This window comes from Actinopolyspora mortivallis (genome assembly GCF_003001495.1).
GTDB lineage: Bacteria > Actinomycetota > Actinomycetes > Mycobacteriales > Pseudonocardiaceae > Actinopolyspora > Actinopolyspora mortivallis_A.
The window spans coordinates 22,439-41,734 of sequence record NZ_PVSR01000011.1; the positions used below are offsets into that span (position 1 = coordinate 22,439).

Genomic DNA, 19,296 nt, shown 5'->3' on the forward strand with positions numbered 1-19,296 from the left:
CGCCTGCCCGGGGCGATGCTCCTCTGTCTCATCCCACCACATCCCGCCGTGTCCCGCTCGTGCCGGTGGACGGTTCCCGTCACCGGACGGAGGTGGTCATCGTGGTTACGTAGTCCTCGGCGGCGATCGGGGCGTTCAGCACGTCACCGTCCAACCCGGCTTCGTCCAGCAATCCCGGCCCGGCCTCGACCAGCGCCCGGAACTGCTCGTTCAGCACCGGAACGATCCGTCGCTGTTGTCCTCGGGAGAGCCATCCGTGCAGTACCAGCTGCTCCGCGTGGGAGTCGAGCTCCTCCAACGCGTGAACCAGGCACAGTCGTTCCAGCGGCTCCCGTTCCCGTCCCTGGTCCAGAGCTTCCGTCCGGGCCCGGAACTCCTCCAGAGTCAGCCGGTGGGCGTGCGCCCGCACCAGCTCCCACGCCAGGGGGGTGTTTTCGTTCCACCTGTCGAACTCGGAACGGTCACACATCGCTCCCACTCGGGCGCACAAGTGCGTGTGCAGCATGTTCTCCCGAGCCCGGGCGAGCCGGACACAGAAGCCCACCTCGGAGACGTCTCCCTCCGAGGGGGAGGGGGTCTCCACCGGAGCCGGTGGAAGCGCCTCCGTGACCAGGGACCGCGCCAGGTCCAGCACCGTCAGGTTGTTGTCCCCACCCGCCGAGTGGTAGACGCTCGCCAGGCCTTCGTACTCGCGGATGCGATTGGCCTCCAGCAGCCCCTGCGCCCCGATGGTTTTGCGGCAGTCCCGTGTGACCCGCTCGGCCGCCCACGTGGCCGCCACCTTGGTCAGGGCGAGCTCGCTGTGCACCGAGGCCCACGGGGACCAGGTGGTCTCGGTGGGCCGTTCGGCCTCGTCATCGGCCAGTGCCAGTTCCCGCGCCCGATTCACCCGGGCCGTGATCGCCATGGCCGTGGCCAAGGAGCCGAACACCGCCCGCTGCACCCCGCCGTAACGGATCGTCGCCACTCCGGGGGCCAGTCCTCCCGAGGTGATCCGCTGGTGCGAGTACCGCAGTGTGATCGCCGCGGTCGCACGCGCCGCCGCGGCCAGCCCCACCGCCCCGGCGGTGGAAGCGTTCCGGGAGACCCGCAGCGAACGCACCAACCGCTGTTGCGGGGAGTCCGCAGGATCCCGGAGCTCCTCCTCGCGCGTCAACTCCGCCCCGTCGGACAGCCACCAGTCGAAAGGAACCCGCGCTCCCTCGAAACGGACGAGCGTGTAGTCCAGCGAGACCGCCTCCGAGTTCCAGACGGAACCGATACGCACCCCCGTGCACGTCCCCGTGCTCTCCCGCAGTCGGACGAGGAACGGGAAGACCCCGTGGCACACGCCGTGTAGGTACAGCTGCGCATAGACCATGCCGATCTTGGGAACACCTTCCAGTCCCGCGTGGGCCATGAACTTCTGCGCGGCCTCGTCCGGAGTGGTCAGCACGAACGTCCGCGTGGAGGGCTCGTAGTCCGCGCGTGTGCGCAGGGCGACGTGGCTCGTCCCGTGTCCGAGTTCGGTGATCAGGATGGTTCCCACCGCCCGCCCGGAGTCGAGTTCGGCCCGTGCCCGGTCCACTTCCGTACCGGGGCGGCCCATGCCGTCGATCCCGGCCACGCAGACCCCGTAGTGCACCGTCGCCGTCAGGAACAGGGCGGGATTGGCCACGGCGGCCCACTCCAGCGCGGCGAACAGGGCCCGTGGTTCGTGTCGGCTCCGCTCGGCCAGACCGAGTGCCGCGTTGATGTGGCGGAGCTGCTCGTAGGTGTGCCGGTGTTCCCGTGACCTCGATCGATCCCCGTTGGCCTTGGTGAACAGGGGAGCGGTGAACACCGGCCGCATCTCGGGGTCGTACTGCTGCTGTCCACAGCGGACGAAACTTCCGATCATTCCGTGCTCCCCTCTTCTCCCGACGGCGCACCGGCACGTGCCAGTGTCTTGCCCGCCTGGCCCGCTTCGATCGCGAACACCGCCCGTGGATCGAACGCGTTGAGTTCGAAGTCGTACACGCCGGTGGTTTCGCCCGCCTGCTCCGCCCACAGGTGTGCGGTCAACGGCACCCGCTCGTCATCGGCCTCTCCGGAACGGGACAGCCGTCCTCGTAGCAGCACGGGCAGCGGGAACACGAACCTCCCGAACGAGAATCCGCACCGGTGCATCACGGCGTACCGTGTTTCCCCGCGCGCGGTGGGGGGAACGGTTTCACCCACACCCCACGTGACCAGTTGAATCGCGGCCTCGATCAGTAGCATTCCCGGAACGTGCTGTTGTTCGGCGGTGTGGTCACGGAGCATCTCCGTCTCGTTGGGCACCACCAACGAGGCGCAGAGCTCCTCTCCCGAGGCGCGGGCGTCCCCGAGGAGCACGTTGTCCTGGGCCTTTTTGAGCACCCTGTGCCGAGCCACCGGTTGCGGTGGTTCGCCGTGGGCCAGCACCAGTGAGGACAACCCCCGTCGGGTGATCGCATCGCCGACATCCCGCCAGCAGGTCCGGTCCACCCCCAGCCCTGGGTGCAGCACGGTCACTTCTTTGCCGTGGGGGCCGCGTTCCAGACGACTGAGAACACCGCCGAGCGTCTCCACGTGATCGTTGTTCGCGAAGGGCGCGAGGCAGTCTCCCACGACCCACACGTGTTCCTCCGACATCACAGCCCCTTTCCCGGGCTCGCGGTTCTCCCGTGTCAGTCGATCAACGGATGTGCGGCCAGCCCACCGTCGACGATCAGCGTCTGGCCGGTCATGAACGAGGCGGCGGGCGAGGACAGAAACACCGCGGGTCCCACCAGCTCCTCCGGCTCGGCCCAGCGGCGCTGCGGCACGTTCGACAGCACGGCTTCCGAGGTGGCCTCGTCCTCGTGTGCGGAGGAGGTCATCTCGGTACGCACCCACCCCGGGCACAGGGCGTTCACCCGAATTCCCTGTCGGGCCCAAGCGGTGCCCAGCGAACGCACCAGGGACACCTGGGCCGCCTTCGCCGCCGCGTACGGTTCCATGCCCCCCACGCCGAGCAGGCTGGCCACCGAGGACATCACCGTCACACTCGGATCCGGGGAGACGGACAGGAAGGGTTGGGCCGCCCGCAGCAGCCGCACCGCTCCCATGAGATTCACGTCCAGCACCCCGGCCCAGTCGGCGTCCGAGGCTCCCAGCACCGCACGCATCTGGAGCACGCCGTGCTCGTCGACGACCGGACCGCCCGCGTTGTGCAGCAGGACATCCAAACCCCCCAGCTCGGTCACCGCGTCCTCCACGACCCCGGTACAACCGTCGTCGCTGGACAGGTCCCCCGGGATCGGGACGGCATCGCCGCCCTCCTCGCCGATCGTGGCGGCTTCCTTGCGGAGGGTGTTCCGTGAGCGAGCGGCCATGGCCACCCGCGCTCCGTTGGCGGCGAACCCGCGCGCCAGGCACAGTCCGATCCCCCGCGAGGCGCCGGTGATCAACACACGCCGCCCCGAGAGGTCGAACAACGAGTTTCCGAGTTCCATCCGTCATCCTTCCGTCTCGTCGAGTGCGCTGAGCGGCCTGTGTGTTGTGGGGGACCAACGCAGCAGACACGATCCCCAGGTCACGCCCGCCCCGAAGGTGGGAAGCAGCACGTGGTCGCCGTCGGAGACGCGTCCCCGAGCGACGGCGTGTGTCAGCGCCACCGGGATCGAGGCGGCTCCGACGTTGCCCACGCGGTCTCCGAGGATGACCGTTTTCTCCTCGGGCAGTCCGGTTCGTTCGCTCAGACTCCGCAGCAGCAGGGGATTCGGCTGGTGCGGTACCACCACGTCCAGGTCCGCGATACCGATCCCGGCGGCCGTGCACGCCTCGTCCACCACGCGAGGGAACATCTCGGTGATGAAGTCCCGCACCGACCGTCCGTTCATGAAGATGGTGTGCTTGCCCGCGGACAGTGACTCCCGGCTCGCGGGGATGCGGCTCCCACCGCCCGGGATGAGTACCTGGTCGGCCTGCCCGCCGTCCGAGCCGAGGCTCGTGTGGAGCACACCGCGTTCGGGCGAGACCGGGCCGACGACGGCCGCCCCCGCCCCGTCCCCGAACAGGACGGCCGTTCCGCGATCACTCGAATCCAGGAATGTCGAATACAGCTCCGCTCCGACCACCAGCGCGTATTGCCCTCTGGGTTGGTGAGCGAGCCAGTCATGGGCGATGCGCAGCCCGAACACGAAGCCCGAACACGCGGCGTTCACGTCGAAAGCGACAGCTCCGGCGGCACCGATCCTGTGCTGCACCCGGCATGCCGTGGCCGGGCCCAACTCGTCCAGGGTGGAGGTGCCCAGCACCAACATCCCGATCCGGGAAGCATCGATCCCGGCCGAGGTCAAGGCGCGCGACGCCGCTTCGGCCGCCAGGTCGGAGGTGGCCTGATCGCGTTCGGCCACCCGGCGTTGCATCACCCCCGTACGCTGCTCGATCCATTCGACGGTTACCCCCGCTGCGGGGGCGATCTCCTCGTTCGTGCGCACGGTCTCGGGTAGGTAGGCACCCAGACCGAGGATTCCGATTCCGCTCGGCAACACTGACACCCGCCTTGTCCTGTCATGGGGCTCACGATGTCTCCCTGATCAGCGCAGTGAGTAATGGGGTGACTGTTGTGGACGCTCGGGCTCGAATTCGTCCGTTCCTCTTCCGGGCTCTTTTCTGGTATCCGCTTTCCGCGGAACGGGAATCGAGTCCTCGAGGAAGTCGTGCTTCGCCGGGAACGGTGTCGCGACGGCCTCTTCCGGAAAGCGAGGTCTGATAACGTGGAAGACGGGGAGTTTTCTCCGGAGCGAGCCCGCGAAACGGTTCACGGCAGTCGGTGTGCCCGGGCTGTTCGAGAACGAGGGCGCTTTCGGTCCGTCCCTGGACCCGGTCTCCAGGTGTTGGGTCGGTGCGGTCATCGTGTCGCCTCGTGAGTTCGGTGCTCGGAGACTCCACACCCTTCCGAAACCGTTCCGCGAACGGCAAGGCGGCGTTCCGTCACACGGAATGCCGCTTCGACGGTCTTCCGGACTCCGGCCACGATCAGGAGTGAGGTGAGCGCCGAGCGGGAATCGACAATCCCGGAGAACAGGGGATGACGAGAACGAGCACGGGGTGCGAGTGAATCAGGTAGCTGCCGGCCGAAGAGTTCGAAGTGGCGTTCCGGAACGGAACCGCGGTTTGAGCGCGGACAACTCGAAGGGTGGTGTCGAGATGAGTCGTGACTCCCACGACGAGGACTCGGAGTCCGGCCGGGGGGCAGAGCGGGAACACGCCGTCCAGCAGAGCGCCGAGGAACTGCTCCGCCGACGTGACGAGATCGTGGAAGGACCGTCTCCGCAGGCCACGGAGCAGCAACGGGCACGTGGCAAGCTCACGGTCCGGGAGAGACTGGACATCCTGCTGGACGAGAACACGTTCGTCGAGATCCAGGGGCACCGGCGGCACAGTTCCACGGCCTTCGGTATGCAGCGACGTCGTCCGGCTGGGGACGGCGTGGTCACGGGTTGGGGAGAGATCGAAGGACGGACCGTGTTCGTCTACGCTCACGACTTCCGGGCCCTGGGTGGTTCGTTGGGGGAGAGCCACGCGGCGAAGATTCACCAGATCATGGACATGGCCGAGGCCGCGGGAGCCCCGTTGGTCAGTCTCAACGACGGGTCCGGGGCGCGGATCCAGGAAGGTGTGAACGCCCTGGCCGGCTACGGCGGTATTTTCCGGAGAAACGTACGTCTGTCCGGTGTGGTTCCGCAGATCAGTGTCATCCTGGGGCCTTGTGCGGGGGGAGCGGCCTACTCACCGGCGCTCACGGACTTCGTCTTCATGGTCCGCGGAGTCTCCCGGATGTTCGTGACCGGACCCGACGTGGTGCACACGGTTACGGCCGAGAGCATCACCCACGAGCAACTGGGTGGTGCCGATGTGCACGCCGAGAGCTCGGGAGTGGCCACGTTCGTTCACGAGGACGAACGATCCTGTCTGCGGGACGTGCGCTATCTGGTTTCGCTGCTGCCGTCGAACAATCAGCAGCTGCCGCCGTGCGAGGGACACGACGATCCCCTCGATCGTCCCAACGACACGCTGACCGGAACAGTCCCTGCGGACTCCAAGCAGTCCTATGACATGAACGATGTCATCGCCGAGATCGTCGACGACGGTGAGTACATCGGTGTTCACTCCCAATGGGCCAGGAACGTGATCTGCGTACTGGCGAGAGTGGCCGGACACGTGGTGGGGATCGTCGCCAACCAGCCCAGCGTGCTGGCCGGCGTTCTGGACATCTCGGCTTCCGAGAAAGCATCACGTTTCGTTCGGCTCTGTGACGCCTTCAGTATTCCGCTGATCACGCTCGTGGACATCCCCGGTTTTCTGCCGGGAAAGAACCAGGAACACAAGGGCATCATCCGGCACGGGGCCAAGCTGCTCTACGCCTACTGCTCGGCGACCGTGCCGCGGATCCAGGTGATCATCCGGAAGGCGTACGGAGGTGCCTACATCGTGATGGACTCCGGTTCGATCGGGGCGGACCTGTCGTTCGCCTGGCCGAACAACGAGATCGCGGTGATGGGGGCGGAGGCCGCCGCCGGTGTCATCTTCCGGAAGGAGATAGAGAACTCCTCCGAGCCGGAGGAAACGCGCGCGGCGAGGACCCAGGAGTACCGCGACGAGCTCATGCACCCCTACTACGCCGCCGAGCACGGGCTGGTCGACGACGTGATCGACCCGGCCGAAACACGGCGGGTGCTGGCCCGCTCGCTGAAGGCGTTGCACGCGAAAGCCGCTCCGCTGGCCCAGCGCAAACACGGTAACGGCCCGATGTGAGTGAGGAAGCGAAGTATGAACCGCTACGACGTCCGCCTCGTTCGTGGCAGTCCCACCGAGGACGAGATGACCGCCGTCATCAAGGCGATCGAACTGTCACTTGATCGTGTTCGCGCCACCGGTCCGGAACCGGCCCCCTGGGTCGGCAGCGGGAGTTATCGGGCTCCCACCTCGTGGCGGGGTGCGGAGATGGTCCCCAATCCGAGAAGGGACTTCTCCCGGAAAAGGAGCCGGTAGGTTCCGACGGGATGGGCCCGTCCGTGCGCGGGTGTCCTTGCCTGCCTCTTCCGCGGTGTTCCTCCAGGGGACTGGGTCCTTCGATCCCCACACGGGGTCTCGACGCTTGACACTTAAGCGGTTAACTGATGAACTCGCCTCCGGTTGCCGTTTCCGGTCGGAGGTGGACCGGCACACGTCGTCGAGGCCGTACGCACCGCGTTCGTTCCAGCCGGTGCCGGAAACGTGCCGATGCCGCGTGGCCCTGCCGGAGATTCCGTCGTCCCGTCGGCACCCACCACGACCCGCACCGTGGGCGGGGGAGACCCGGCCCTGTCGAGGAGAGGATTCCATGCGTCGCCACTTCGCGATGGTCAACACGTCCGGCCGGCCGGTGAACTGGCTCGGTGCCAACTTCTGGTCCCGAAGCGGTGGCCCGCGGATGTGGAGCAGATACGACTCCGAACTGGTGCGCACGGAGCTGCGAACGCTGCGACGGCACGGACTGACCGTGACCCGGTCGTTCTTCTTCTGGCCGGACTTCATGCCGGAGCCCGAGCGCGTCGACGAGAACTGCGTCGCCAACTACGCCGACTTCCTGCAGGCGCACCTGGAGATCGGCATGACCACCATCCCCACCTTCCTCGTCGGACACATGTCCGGCGAGAACTTCGACCCTCCGTGGCGCGGGGGACGCGACCTCTACACCGACGTGTGGATGGTGGACAGGCAGGCGTGGTTCGTCGAGCGGATGACCGAGCGGTTCGCCGAACACCCCGCCGTGACCGGGTGGCTGATCAGCAACGAGATGCCCATCTACGGTGGGCATGCCTCTGAGGAGGCGGTGTCGAGCTGGGCCCGGATGATGGTGCGCGCGGTTCGTGCGGCGGGCGGACGCCAGCCGGTCTCGATCGGTGACGGGGCGTGGGGCGTCGAGGTCACCGGTGTGGACAACGGTTTCTCCGTGCGGGAGCTCGGCGGGATGACCGACTTCCTCGGCCCGCACGTGTACCGGATGGAGGACGACCAGATCCGCCAGCACTACGCGGCGGCCTTCGTCTGCGAGATGGTGAGCACCCTCGGGCACCCGGTGGTGCTGGAGGAGTTCGGGCTGTCCTCGGACTTCGCCTCGGCCGAGCACTCCGCCCACTACTACCGCCAGGCGCTGTACCACAGCCTGCTCGCGGGGGCGACGGGCTGGCTGGCCTGGAACAACACCGACTTCGACAACCTCTTCGAGCAGGACCCGTACCGTCACCACCCGTTCGAGCTGCACTTCGGGTTGACCACCGTCGACGGGGAGCCGAAACCCCAGCTGGAGGAGATGGCTGAGTTCTCCCGGGTGCTGTCCGAGATCGACGTGGCCAACTGCCGGCGCAGGGACGCCCGGACGGCCCTGGTGGTGCCCGAGTACCTGGAGGGGCGGGTTCCGATCACCGACGACCAGGACAACCGGTTCTCCTTCTCCGTCCTTCGGCAGGCCTACGTCGGCGCGAAGCTGGCCGATGTACCGGTCGGCCTGACCAGGGAGCGCGACGGACTCGACGGGGACTGCTCGCTCTACGTGCTGCCGTCCACCAAGCAGCTCACGGCCCCCGCCGGCTACCGGCTCGAAGAACTGGCCCGCGACGGCGCGGTCGTCTACGTCTCGTACTGCCACGGCGTCACGCCGTTCCAGCGTGGACCGTGGTTCGCGCACCTGAACCGGATGTTCGGGGTGGAGCACCAGCTGCGTTACGGCTTGGTCGACCCGGTCGAGCACGACGAGGTCGAGCTGACCCTCACCACCGAGTTCGGCGGGTTGTCCCGGGGGACGACCCTGCGCTTCGCCGTGGCCGGCAACGAGCACAGTCGTTCCCGCCTTCCTGTGCGGCCTGCCGAGGCCGAGGTGGTGGCGACCGATCAGGACGGCAGTCCCGCCCTGCTGTGCAGGCGCGTGGGACAGGGGTGGGTCGTGCTGTGCACCTACCCGCTGGAGCACATGGCCGACCTCACCCCGGGGGTGAACCCCGACGCCACGGTGACCCTCTACGAGGCGTTGGCCACCCTCGCCGGGGTGGAACGCCCCGTGGTTACCGGTGACCCCTCGGTCAGCGCGGACGTGCTGGACCACGGCGACGGACGGAGCTTCGTGTTCGTGGCCAGCCACTCTGACCTGCCGGTGACGGTCAAACCTGAGGTGGCGGGGCGGCTCGTCGACCCGAGGACGAGCACCACCGTGGAGACGCTGGAGCTGGCCGCCCACGAGGTCCGCGTGCTGCTGCTGGAGGGGTGAAGCGCGCCGAGGCCGTTCTCGCTCCGGGTGGGGACCGGTGTGGAAGTGCCCGGGATCTCGGTGGTCCTCGCCCGGCCGGCCCGCGGGGCCGGTTCCCGACAGCTACCGGAACACTCCCTGGGAGGAACTCTCGTGATCGTCGTAGGAGGAGAGGCGCTCGTCGACCTCGTCCCGGACGGGGGCGTCCCCAGCGGGGAGCTCGCCCCGTTGGTCCCTCGTCTGGGTGGGGGACCGTACAACGTTGCCATCGCGCTGGGCCGGTTGGGAGCGAAGGCCGCCCTGTTGTCCCGGATCTCCGGCGACACCTTCGGCCGGGCGCTGTTCCGGCGTCTCGTGACGTCCGGAGTGGACACCTCGCTGGTGCAGCGCGGTGACGAGCGCACGCCACTCGCCGTGGCCCTGCCGGACGAGGAGGGGAGGGTCGACTACGACTTCCGTGTTCACGACACCGCCGACCGTCTGGTGTCCGATCCCGGACCGCTGCCCTCCCGGACGCGGGCGGTGGCGCTGGGAACGCTGTCGCTGGTGCTCGAACCGGGGGCCGGTGTCTACGAGACCGTGCTGCGGCGCGAGTCGGAGCGTGGTGTTCTCGTCGCGCTCGATCCGAACGTCCGGAGCGCGTTGGTCCCCGATCCCGTTGCCTACCGGCGACGTTTCGAGGGCTGGTTGCCGCACGTCGACCTGCTGAAGCTTTCCGACGAGGACGCGCGCTGGTTGGACGCGGGCAGTGGTCGCGAACCGATGACCTCCGCTCGGAGATGGGTGGGGAGGGGACCCTCCGCCGTGGTGGTGACCCACGGTGGTGCGGGTATGTCGGTGGTGACCCGACACGGCACGTGTGTCGAGGTCGCCGGTCCGGACTCCCCCGTGGTGGACACCATCGGGGCGGGGGACACGGTGCAGGCCGCGCTGCTGTCCTGGCTGGACCAGCGGAACCTGCTGGGACGGGACGGGCTCGCGGCGACGGGAGCAGCCGAGTGGCGGGAGGCGCTGGACTTCGCGACGCGGGCGGCCGCGGTGACCTGTTCCCGTGCCGGGGCCGAGCCTCCCAGGGCCGTCGAACTCGTTACGGGGGGTCCGTCGGTGGAACGGTGACCCGGCTGACCGGAGCACCGTGCTTCGGCGGCCCCGCTGGCCCTCGGGGCTGCGTCGGGTCCGCGCCCGCCGCGTCGCTGTTTTCTGTTCCTGCCCGGGGTTGAAACTTAAGCGCGTAAGTGTTTCGCTGTCTGTGGCCGGAATCACGGTGAACATTCGGGAAACTCCGGTGTCCGGCTCGTTCCACCGTGGTCGAAGGAGGCCGAATCCGGATTCGCCATCGGACAGGCAAACACACCACGAGGTGTTCCATGAAAACACGGTTACGCGTTCTGGGCACGGCACTGGCCGTGCTGGCACTCTCCCTGGCGACGACGTTGTCGCAGGCCACCGCGGACACGCCCCACCACCGGCCCGCCCCGGAGGGGTTCCACGTCAGGGACGGGCGTCTGCTGGACGCCAACGACAACGACTTCGTCATGCGGGGAGTCAACCACCCCCACACGTGGTATCCGGACCAGACGCAGTCGCTGTCCGACATCAAGTCCCTGGGAGCGAACACGGTGCGCGTGGTGCTCAGCAGCGGTCACCAGTGGACCCGCAACGACACCGCCGACGTGGCCGAGGTGGTCGCCGACTGCAAGCGCAACCGGCTGATCTGCGTGCTGGAGGTGCACGACACGACCGGCTACGGTGACCAGGGCGGTCGGGCCGCCACCCTGGACCAGGCGGTCGACTACTGGCTCAGCGTCCGCGAGGCGCTCCGGGGCGAGGAGGAGTACGTCGTCGTCAACATCGGCAACGAGCCCTTCGGCAACAGCACCCACTCCCAGTGGACCTCGGCCACCAGTGAGGCGATCCAGCGCATGCGCTCGGCCGGTTTCGAGCACACCCTGATGGTCGACGCCCCCAACTGGGGCCAGGACTGGCGGTACACGATGCGCGACGACGCCGCGAGCGTCTTCGCCGACGACCCGCTGCGCAACACGGTGTTCTCCGTCCACATGTACGGCGTGTTCGGCACCGGGGACGCGGTGCGCGACTACCTGTGGCACTTCGTCGAGGAGGGACTGCCGATCGTGGTCGGCGAGTTCGGCCACAAACACTCCGACGGGGACGTGGCCGAGAGCGCGATCCTGTCCGCGGCCGAGTCGTTCGGTATCGGCTATCTGGGCTGGTCCTGGAGTGGTAACAGCGGTGGTGTCGAGTACCTGGACATGACCGAGGACTTCGACCCGAACAGGCTGACTCCGTGGGGACAGCGCCTGTTCAACGGCGAGAACGGCATCCGGGAGACCTCTCGGGAGGCTTCGGTCTACTAGGCGGAGCTCGTTCTTCGGGAACTCGTCGGACGGGACCCTGCCGACGACTCCCCGCCGGTGGCCGCGGGAGCGCACCCGCGGCCACCGGTGTGTGTCCTCGCGCCGTCTCGTGCCGGGGAGTTCGAGGACGACGGGCGCGCCGGGGTGGTTAAACGGATAAGTTTCCAGGGGTGATCGTTCGGAGGAGCGGAGAGGCCGACCCGATCCCGCGACCTCTTCTCGGCGGTTGCTTGATTAATCAAGTAACCGGGATGTCGCCGTCGCTCTTGTCTGCGCGAAGATTCTCGGCAACTATGTACGCCAACTCACTTAAGCGCTTCATCGGACGGGTCGCAACTGCGGTCGACGGAGGCGGACGAGGATCGTGACAGGAAGGAGCCGCCATGCCAGCACGCCTCACGAGGCGGACGGTGCTCGGAGGTCTCGGAGCGGGCGCCGCACTCGTGGCCACGGGATGCTCGGCGGTGGACAGCGGTGGGGACACCACGCTGACCGTCTACACCGGTAAGAGCGGAAGGCTGACGAAGAACTTCAACCCCTTCTCGGCCACGTCGAACCCACCGGCCCGCGGCATGCTCCACGAGCCGCTGATGTTCTTCAACCAGGCCCGCGACGACGCACCCACCCCACAGCTCGCCACGGGCTACGAGTGGGCACCGGACGGAACGTCGATCACCTTCACCCTGCGGGAGGGAGTGTCCTGGAGCGACGGGACGTCCTTCGACAGCGCCGACGTCGCGTTCACCTTCGACCTGATCAGGCGCACCCCCGCCATCAACACCGCCGCGCTGCCCATAGCCGGAGTGCGAACCCCCGACGCGCGCACGGTGACGATCGACTTCACCCGAGCGGTGTTCGCCGACCTGTGGTACATCGCCGGCTACACCTTCGTCGTCCCGGAACACGTCTGGAGCGAGGTGGACGACCCCGCCACGTTCCCGAACCCGGAACCCGTCGGGACCGGAGGCTACGTGTTGGAGAGTTTCTCCCCGCAGAGCTACGTGATGACCCGCAACCCCGACTACTGGGAACCCGGCAAGCCCGAGGTGCCGAGCCTGCGCTACATCTCGCTGAACGGCAACCAGGCCGCGACCAAGGCCCTGCTGGCGGGAAAGATCGACTGGACACAGATCTACATCCCCCGGGTCGAGGGGACCTACGTCTCCCAGGACGAGGACAACGCCTACGTCACCACACCGCTGTACCTGACCGTGATGATCGCCAACAACGACCGGGGTCTCACGGCGGACCGGGCGGTTCGTCAGGCGCTGGCACTGGGCATCGACCGCGAGCAGATCAACGAACTCGCCTTCGGCGGTTACAACGAGGCCCCCTCCCCGGCGATGCTGCTCCTGCCCCGCGACGAGGCCCACACCGCGCCGGAGTTCCGGGGACGACGCGTGGACACCGACAGGAACCGTGCCCGTCGGATACTCACCGAGGCCGGCTACCGGCGTGGTCCCGACGGGATCTTCGTCAGCCCGTCGGGAGAACGGCTCTCGTTGACGGTGAAGATGGTCAGCGGCTACACCGACTACATCTCGGCGGCCGCCGTCATGCGCAGACAGCTGAGCGAGGTCGGTGTCGAACTGAACCCCGAGGAGGTCTCCTACGCAGCGTTCACCGCCGAACGCAACAACGGCGAGTTCGAACTGGCCCTGGACAACCTCTACGGCGGCCCGATCCCGTACTACCTCTACAACCGCTTCTACAACAGCGAGAACACCGCCCCGGTGGGGCAGCAGGCCAATCCCAACTACGCGCGTTTCCGCGACGAGACGGTCGACGCCGCCCTGGCCCGGATCGCCTCCACCCGGGACGAGGAGATCCGCCGGGAGGCCTACGCGGAGCTGCAACGGGTCATCGCCGAGGAGGTTCCCTACGTCCCGGTGCTGCAGTCGAACTCGCTGACCGAGTACAGCACCGCCCGGGTCACGGGATGGCCCACCGAGGACGACCGCTACGCCGTTCCCGACGCCCAGTTCGTGCCGGATCTCGGGATCGTGGCCAAGAACCTGAGGGTCAGGAAATGACCCGGACCGGGGCAACGAGGTGACACCGCTATGACCTATCTCCGACGCAAGATACTGTTCTATCTGGTCGCGGCGTGGATCGCGATCACCGTGAACTTCGCGATTCCGCGAATGATGCCGGGAAACCCGGTCGACATTCTGCTGGCGCGACTGCAACAGGGCGGCGCCACGGTGCTGCCGCAGTCCCGGCAGGCCCTCGAGACGGCGCTCGGCCGGTCCGGCGACGGAAACGTCCTCGTCCAGTACGTCGAGTACCTGGGCAATCTGGTCACCGGGGATCTCGGTGTCTCGGTGACGTACTTCCCCACACCGGTACTGACGGTGTTGGGACAGGCCCTGCCGTGGACGTTGGTGCTGGTGGGCGTGTCCACCCTGCTGGCCTTCGTGCTCGGTGTGGGCGTGGGCACCTTCGTGGGATGGCACAGGGGGACCTGGCTGGACGGGGTGGCTCCGGCCACCACCTTCCTGTCGGCCATCCCCTACTTCTGGCTGGCACTGATCCTGCTGTTCCTGTTCGGTTCCTTCTGGCAGGTGTTCCCGCTGGCCGGCGGGTACGACTACGACACCACCCCGGGTCTCAACGCGGAGTTCCTCCTCAGCGCGCTGCACCACGCCGTGCTTCCCGGCCTGACGATCGTGCTCAGTTCGGTCGGTGCCTGGATGCTGGGGATGCGCAACATGATGGTCTCCACGCTGTCGGAGGACTACGTCCTCACCGCCGAGGCCAAGGGGCTGCGCTCCCGCCGGATCATGCTGGCCTACGCCGCGCGCAACGCGGTGCTGCCCAGCATCGCCGGATTCGCCATCTCGCTCGGTTTCGTCGTCAGTGGCTCGATCGTCACCGAGGCGGTGTTCTCCTACCCGGGGGTCGGCTACGTGCTGCTGCAGGCGGTGCAGAACAACGACTACCCCCTGATGCAGGCGATCTTCCTCGTCATCACGTTGACCGTGCTCGGCGCGAACCTCGCCGTGGACCTGCTGCACTCGGTCATCGACCCCCGTACCAGGAAGGCTGAGTGAGACTCCCGATGGCAACGCGCACCTCCCCTAGGGGCCGGGCCGGCCACCAGGAGAGACCGAAGCGTTCCGGGCAGAGCCCCGCCGGTGGCCCGCTCCCGAGCTCGGGCGGCCGGAGGAACCCGTTCCGCCGACTGCGTCTGCCCGCCTCGGGCAAACTCCGGGCCGGTCTGGGCATCGTGACCGCCATCGTGCTGTTCGGTGTCCTGGGGCCTCCGCTGACTCCCGACCCGCAGGCGATCAGCGGCGCGGTACTGAGCCCTCCCAGCGGGGCACACTGGTTCGGTACCACCCAGACCGGCCAGGACGTGCTCGCCCAACTCGCCGAGGCCACGCGGGGTTCGCTGCTGGTCGGTTTCGTGGTGGGGGTCCTGGCCACCGCGCTGTCGGTCGTCGTCGGCGTCGTGGGCGGCTACGCCGGCCGCAGGACCGACGAGACGCTCTCGCTGCTGACCAACGTGGTGCTGGTGATACCCAGCCTCCCGTTGGCCATCGTGATCGCGAACTACCTGGCCGGTGGTGGGCTGGCGGTGACCGTTCTGGTCATCGGCGTCACCATCTGGGCCGCCCCGGCGCGGGTGCTGCGGGCGCAGACCCGCTCGCTGCGGGAACGTGACTACGTCAGCGCCGCGAAGGCCTCGGGGGAACGGACGTGGCGGATCCTGTTCGTCGAGATCCTGCCCAATCTCCTGCCCGTGGTCGCCTCCCAGTTCGTCTTCTCGGTCGTCTTCGCCGTCCTCACCGAGGCGTCGCTGGCCTTCCTCGGACTGGCCGGGTTCGGACAGCTCACCTGGGGGACGTTGTTGTACTACGCGCAGAACGCCCAGGCGCTCGTCCTCGGCGCCTGGTGGTGGTTCGTCCCACCGGGGTTGTTGATGGCGCTGACCGGATGCGGTCTGTCCCTGATCAACTTCGCCATCGACGAGGTCATCGACCCGAACCTGCGCACCCCGGCACGCAAGCGGAAGGTGTCCCGATGAACACGCAACCGACCTTTTCCGAACGGTGGTCACCGGTGCTGACCGTGCGTGGTCTGAGCGTCGACTACGAGGCCGAGCGACCCGTGCACGCCGTCCGCGGGGTGGACCTGGCGGTCGGCCGCGGCGAGATTCTCGGTCTGGCCGGCGAGAGCGGGTGCGGCAAGTCGACACTGGCCTACGCCGTGAACCGGCTGCTGCGTCCCCCCGCCCACGTCGTCGGCGGCGAGGTTGTTTTTTACCACGCCGACGGCACCGAGACCGACGTGTTCGCCCTGGACGGTGAACAGCTGCGCCGCTTCCGGTGGAACCGGCTGGCCATGGTCTTCCAGGGCGCGATGAACGCGTTGAACCCGGTGCTGACCGTGCGTGCCCAGCTGGAGGACGTCATCCGCGCCCACGAACCGGCGACGGACAGGCGCGAGCGCGGACGGCGCTGCGCGGAACTGCTCGAACTCGTCGGCGTGGACCCGCGCAGACTCGACAGCTACCCGCACGAGCTTTCCGGCGGGATGCGCCAGCGCGTCATGATCGCCATGGCGCTGATCCTGCGTCCGGACGTGCTGTTCATGGACGAACCGACCACGGCGCTGGACGTGGTCGTGCAGCGCGAGATCCTCGCCGAGATCGCCCGGCTGCGTGCCGAACTCGGCTTCGCGGTCGTGTTCATCACCCACGACATGTCCCTGCTGCTGGAGATCAGCGACCGGATCGCGATCATGTACGCGGGTCGGGTGGTCGAGGAGGGCGGCACGGAGCGGGTGCGCCGCACCCCGCTGCATCCCTACACGCTCGGCCTGCTCCGCTCGTTTCCGAGCCTCACCGGTGAGCCCACCGGTCTGCACGGCATCCCCGGCCGCACGCCGGACCTGGCCGAGGAGCTGGACAGGTGTGCCTTCGCCGAACGCTGCCCCTACCGTCGCGAGGTCTGCGACGGCGAACAACCCCCGCTCGTCGCCCACCCGGACTCTCCAGCCGGGGCGGACGGCCGAGTGGCCTGCCACGCCCACGACCCGAGCAGGTACGGCACCGCGCCCCCGGAGTCGCTGCTGCGTGGCGAGTTCCGCCCGATCGAGGAGTCAGAGGTGATCCGGTGAGCACCTTCGAAGTCCGTGACCTGGTCAAGGAGTTCCGCCTGCACGAGAGGGGCGGCAGGCGGAGGCTGCGTGCCGTCGACGGTGTCTCGTTCGATCTCTCCGCCGGAAGTACGGTCGCGCTGGTGGGGGAGAGCGGCAGCGGAAAGTCCACCCTGGCCCGGATGCTCGCCCGGCTGCTGCCGCCCAGCTCCGGAGAGGTGCGCGTGGACGGCAGGGCGGTCGGCACCGGACGCAGAGCCACCCGTGGCTACCGCGGTGACGTGCAGATGGTCTTCCAGGACCCGTTCGCCTCGCTCAACCCCTTCCACACCGTGGGGCACCATCTGAGTCGCCCGCTGCGGCTGCACAGTGGCAGGCTGAGCTCCTCCGAGCTGAACGAGCGGGTCGAGCGTCTGTTGGAACGGGTGGCGCTGGTGCCGCCCGAGCGTGTGATCGGCAAACAGCCGCACGAACTCTCCGGGGGGCAGCGCCAGCGGGTGGCGATCGCCCGCGCGTTGGCCCCCGGTCCGAGGGTGCTGCTCGCCGACGAGCCGGTGTCCATGCTCGACGTCTCCGTCCGGCTGGACATTCTCAACCTGATGGACCGTCTCAAGGCGGAGGAGGACCTGGCGGTCCTCTACATCACCCACGACCTGGCGACCGCACGGCACTTCTCCGAACGGGTGCTGGTGATGTACCGGGGACAGGTGGTCGAGCGGGGCGACAGCGACGAGGTGATCCTGCGGCCACGCCATCCCTACACCCGCCTGCTCCGGAGCGCGGCACCGGATCCCGGCGGAAGCGACCCGCTGACCGTCCCCGCTGAACCCGCCTCCACCGAGGTTCCGGACGGGGACCAGGGATGCCCGTTCCGGGCCCGATGTCCCCATGCCATGCCGGTGTGTTCCCGCCGTCCCCCCGAGTTCCCGGTCGGGGGCGGTCACCTCACCAGCTGTTGGCTCTACGAGTCCTCGACGGAGGAGAACACGTGAACGAGGCGCCGGGGCACCGGTCCACCGAGGTGTCCCACCACATCCTTCCGGACGAGAAGGGATTCCGAGTGCCCATGCCCGATGACGAGCGAACCGGTCCCGCGAAAGCGGGAGGACAGGCTTCCGCCCCGTTCCCGGACGGTTTCCTCTGGGGCGCGGCGACGGCCTCCTTCCAGATCGAGGGTTCCACCGCCGCCGACGGGAGAGGCGGCTCCATCTGGGACACCTTCTGCGCGCGTCCCGGCACCGTGGCCAACGGTGACACCGGCGAGCCCGCGGCGGATCACTACCGGCTGATGCCCGCCGACGTCCGGCTGATGGCCGAGTTGGGGCTGCGGGCCTACCGGTTCTCGGTCGCCTGGCCCCGGGTGCGGCCCGACGGCGGGGCCGTCAACGCGGCGGGGTTGGACTTCTACGACCGGCTCCTCGACGAGTTGCTGGAACACGGCATCGCCCCATGGCCGACCCTCTACCACTGGGACCTTCCGCAGGCACTGGAGGACCGTGGTGGATGGACGAACCGGGACACCGCCCACCGCTTCGCCGACTACGTGGACAGTGTGCTGGAACGCCTCGGGGACCGTGTGTCGAACTGGACGACGCTCAACGAGCCGTGGTGCTCGGCGTTCCTGGGATACGCCGCCGGTGTGCACGCCCCGGGGCGGACCGAGCCGCGCGCGGCCGTGGCGGCCGGGCACCACCTGCTGCTGGCCCACGGGGAGGGGCTGGCGGTCATCCGTGAACGCGCCCCTCATGCCGGGGCGGGGATCACGCTGAACCTGTTTCCCGTACGCGCCCACGATCCGGCCGACGAGGCCGACGTGGAGGCTGCCCGCCGGGTGGACGCGCTGCAGAACCGCTTCTTCCTGGACCCGTTGCTGCGCGGTTCCTGCCCGCGGGACCTGCTGTCCGATCTGGAACCCTTCGGTCTCGGTGAGCACGTGAAGGCCGACGACGCCGAGCGGATCGCCGCCCCCGTGGACCTGCTCGGCGTCAACTACTACCACGACCACACCGTCACCGGTCGTTCGGACGGCCGCCCAGCCGCCCCGTCCCCCTGGGTGGGGGCGGAGCACGTGCGTTTCCCCGGCCGTGGTCTGCCCCGCACCGGCATGGGATGGGAAGTGGTTCCGGAAGGGTTGACCGAACTGCTGGTGGGACTGCACCGGGAGTTTCCCGCTACGCCGTTGTACGTGACCGAGAACGGGGCCGCCTATCCGGACGTGGTCACCGCCTCGGGAGTGGACGATCCCGAGCGGGTCGCCTACCTCGAAAGCCATCTGAGCGCGGCCCACGAGGCCCTGCGACGAGGGGTCGACCTGCGCGGGTACTTCTACTGGTCCCTGTTGGACAACTTCGAGTGGGCCGAGGGGTACGCCAAGCGTTTCGGACTGGTACACGTCGACTACGCCACACAGCGTCGTACCCCGAAGGCCAGTGCCTACCGTTACGCCCGCGTGATCGCCGAGAACGGCCTGTGAGAGCCGGTGGGCCGGGACCCGGTGGTTGCCGAGGTGCCGGCCCACCGCGCTCGGCCCGGCCGGCGCCCTCCGTGGGAGGCTTCCCGCCC

15 protein-coding genes are annotated in these 19,296 nt (G+C 68.3%); 11 read left to right on the forward strand and 4 right to left on the reverse strand.

Features of this window, described 5'->3' with window-relative positions:
• Positions 1-79 precede the first annotated feature (79 nt).
• Genes CEP50_RS09155 through CEP50_RS09170 form a run of 4 tightly spaced genes read right to left on the reverse strand, consistent with a single transcriptional unit; the run spans position 80 to position 4,523 of the window.
• Positions 80-1,879 carry an acyl-CoA dehydrogenase family protein gene (locus CEP50_RS09155; protein ID WP_106113514.1) on the reverse strand — a complete coding sequence of 600 codons (1,800 nt, stop codon included), beginning with the start codon at positions 1,877-1,879 and terminating at the stop codon, positions 80-82.
• Positions 1,876-2,634, reverse strand: a complete 759-nt coding sequence (locus tag CEP50_RS09160) for an AfsA-related hotdog domain-containing protein (protein WP_106113515.1) — start codon at positions 2,632-2,634, stop codon at positions 1,876-1,878. The genes CEP50_RS09155 and CEP50_RS09160 overlap by 4 nt, the downstream gene beginning before the upstream one ends.
• Positions 2,635-2,669: 35 nt before the next feature.
• Positions 2,670-3,476, reverse strand: a complete 807-nt coding sequence (locus tag CEP50_RS09165) for an SDR family NAD(P)-dependent oxidoreductase (protein WP_258175102.1) — start codon at positions 3,474-3,476, stop codon at positions 2,670-2,672.
• A gap of 3 nt (positions 3,477-3,479) precedes the next feature.
• Positions 3,480-4,523: a 3-oxoacyl-ACP synthase III family protein gene (locus tag CEP50_RS09170; protein ID WP_258175104.1), complete on the reverse strand. Its 1,044-nt coding sequence runs from the start codon at positions 4,521-4,523 to the stop codon at positions 3,480-3,482.
• A 652-nt stretch (positions 4,524-5,175) separates the two neighbouring features.
• On the opposite strand from CEP50_RS09170, the gene CEP50_RS09175 reads away from it, so the two are divergent.
• From CEP50_RS09175 to CEP50_RS09225, 11 genes are all read left to right on the forward strand, one after another.
• Positions 5,176-6,783, forward strand: coding sequence for an acyl-CoA carboxylase subunit beta (locus CEP50_RS09175; protein WP_106113568.1), 1,608 nt, complete (start codon positions 5,176-5,178; stop codon positions 6,781-6,783).
• 15 nt (positions 6,784-6,798) lie between these two features.
• Positions 6,799-7,020, forward strand: coding sequence for a hypothetical protein (locus tag CEP50_RS09180; protein ID WP_106113516.1), 222 nt, complete (start codon positions 6,799-6,801; stop codon positions 7,018-7,020).
• Positions 7,021-7,351: 331 nt separating this feature from the next.
• The gene (locus tag CEP50_RS09185) at positions 7,352-9,274 is read left to right on the forward strand and encodes a cellulase family glycosylhydrolase (protein WP_106113517.1); all 1,923 of its coding nucleotides are present in this window, start codon (positions 7,352-7,354) and stop codon (positions 9,272-9,274) included.
• A 132-nt stretch (positions 9,275-9,406) separates the two neighbouring features.
• A complete protein-coding gene (locus CEP50_RS09190; protein ID WP_106113569.1) occupies positions 9,407-10,369 on the forward strand; it encodes a carbohydrate kinase family protein in 963 nt (320 codons plus the stop codon).
• A gap of 251 nt (positions 10,370-10,620) precedes the next feature.
• Positions 10,621-11,631: a glycoside hydrolase family 5 protein gene (locus CEP50_RS09195; RefSeq protein ID WP_106113518.1), complete on the forward strand. Its 1,011-nt coding sequence runs from the start codon at positions 10,621-10,623 to the stop codon at positions 11,629-11,631.
• Positions 11,632-12,014: 383 nt separating this feature from the next.
• Positions 12,015-13,664: an ABC transporter substrate-binding protein gene (locus tag CEP50_RS09200; RefSeq protein WP_258175107.1), complete on the forward strand. Its 1,650-nt coding sequence runs from the start codon at positions 12,015-12,017 to the stop codon at positions 13,662-13,664.
• Between the two features lie 30 nt (positions 13,665-13,694).
• Positions 13,695-14,684, forward strand: coding sequence for an ABC transporter permease (locus CEP50_RS09205; RefSeq protein WP_106113520.1), 990 nt, complete (start codon positions 13,695-13,697; stop codon positions 14,682-14,684).
• A gap of 8 nt (positions 14,685-14,692) precedes the next feature.
• Positions 14,693-15,661: an ABC transporter permease gene (locus CEP50_RS09210; protein WP_258175109.1), complete on the forward strand. Its 969-nt coding sequence runs from the start codon at positions 14,693-14,695 to the stop codon at positions 15,659-15,661.
• A complete protein-coding gene (locus CEP50_RS09215; protein WP_106113521.1) occupies positions 15,658-16,755 on the forward strand; it encodes an ABC transporter ATP-binding protein in 1,098 nt (365 codons plus the stop codon). The genes CEP50_RS09210 and CEP50_RS09215 overlap by 4 nt, the downstream gene beginning before the upstream one ends.
• Complete coding sequence (locus tag CEP50_RS09220) at positions 16,752-17,726, forward strand: ABC transporter ATP-binding protein (RefSeq protein WP_106113522.1); 975 nt, start codon at positions 16,752-16,754, stop codon at positions 17,724-17,726. The genes CEP50_RS09215 and CEP50_RS09220 overlap by 4 nt, the downstream gene beginning before the upstream one ends.
• 74 nt (positions 17,727-17,800) lie before the next feature.
• Positions 17,801-19,207: a GH1 family beta-glucosidase gene (locus CEP50_RS09225; RefSeq protein ID WP_181188303.1), complete on the forward strand. Its 1,407-nt coding sequence runs from the start codon at positions 17,801-17,803 to the stop codon at positions 19,205-19,207.
• Positions 19,208-19,296: the final 89 nt, after the last annotated feature.

Coding starts and splice junctions, on each gene's coding strand:
- CEP50_RS09155 (WP_106113514.1), bottom strand. CDS start 1,879: ATGATCGGAAGTTTCGTCCGCTGTGGACAGCAGCAGTACGACCCCGAG.
- CEP50_RS09160 (WP_106113515.1), bottom strand. CDS start 2,634: ATGTCGGAGGAACACGTGTGGGTCGTGGGAGACTGCCTCGCGCCCTTC.
- CEP50_RS09165 (WP_258175102.1), bottom strand. CDS start 3,476: ATGGAACTCGGAAACTCGTTGTTCGACCTCTCGGGGCGGCGTGTGTTG.
- CEP50_RS09175 (WP_106113568.1), top strand. CDS start 5,176: ATGAGTCGTGACTCCCACGACGAGGACTCGGAGTCCGGCCGGGGGGCA.
- CEP50_RS09180 (WP_106113516.1), top strand. CDS start 6,799: ATGAACCGCTACGACGTCCGCCTCGTTCGTGGCAGTCCCACCGAGGAC.
- CEP50_RS09185 (WP_106113517.1), top strand. CDS start 7,352: ATGCGTCGCCACTTCGCGATGGTCAACACGTCCGGCCGGCCGGTGAAC.
- CEP50_RS09195 (WP_106113518.1), top strand. CDS start 10,621: ATGAAAACACGGTTACGCGTTCTGGGCACGGCACTGGCCGTGCTGGCA.
- CEP50_RS09200 (WP_258175107.1), top strand. CDS start 12,015: ATGCCAGCACGCCTCACGAGGCGGACGGTGCTCGGAGGTCTCGGAGCG.
- CEP50_RS09205 (WP_106113520.1), top strand. CDS start 13,695: ATGACCTATCTCCGACGCAAGATACTGTTCTATCTGGTCGCGGCGTGG.
- CEP50_RS09210 (WP_258175109.1), top strand. CDS start 14,693: ATGGCAACGCGCACCTCCCCTAGGGGCCGGGCCGGCCACCAGGAGAGA.
- CEP50_RS09215 (WP_106113521.1), top strand. CDS start 15,658: ATGAACACGCAACCGACCTTTTCCGAACGGTGGTCACCGGTGCTGACC.
- CEP50_RS09225 (WP_181188303.1), top strand. CDS start 17,801: ATGCCCGATGACGAGCGAACCGGTCCCGCGAAAGCGGGAGGACAGGCT.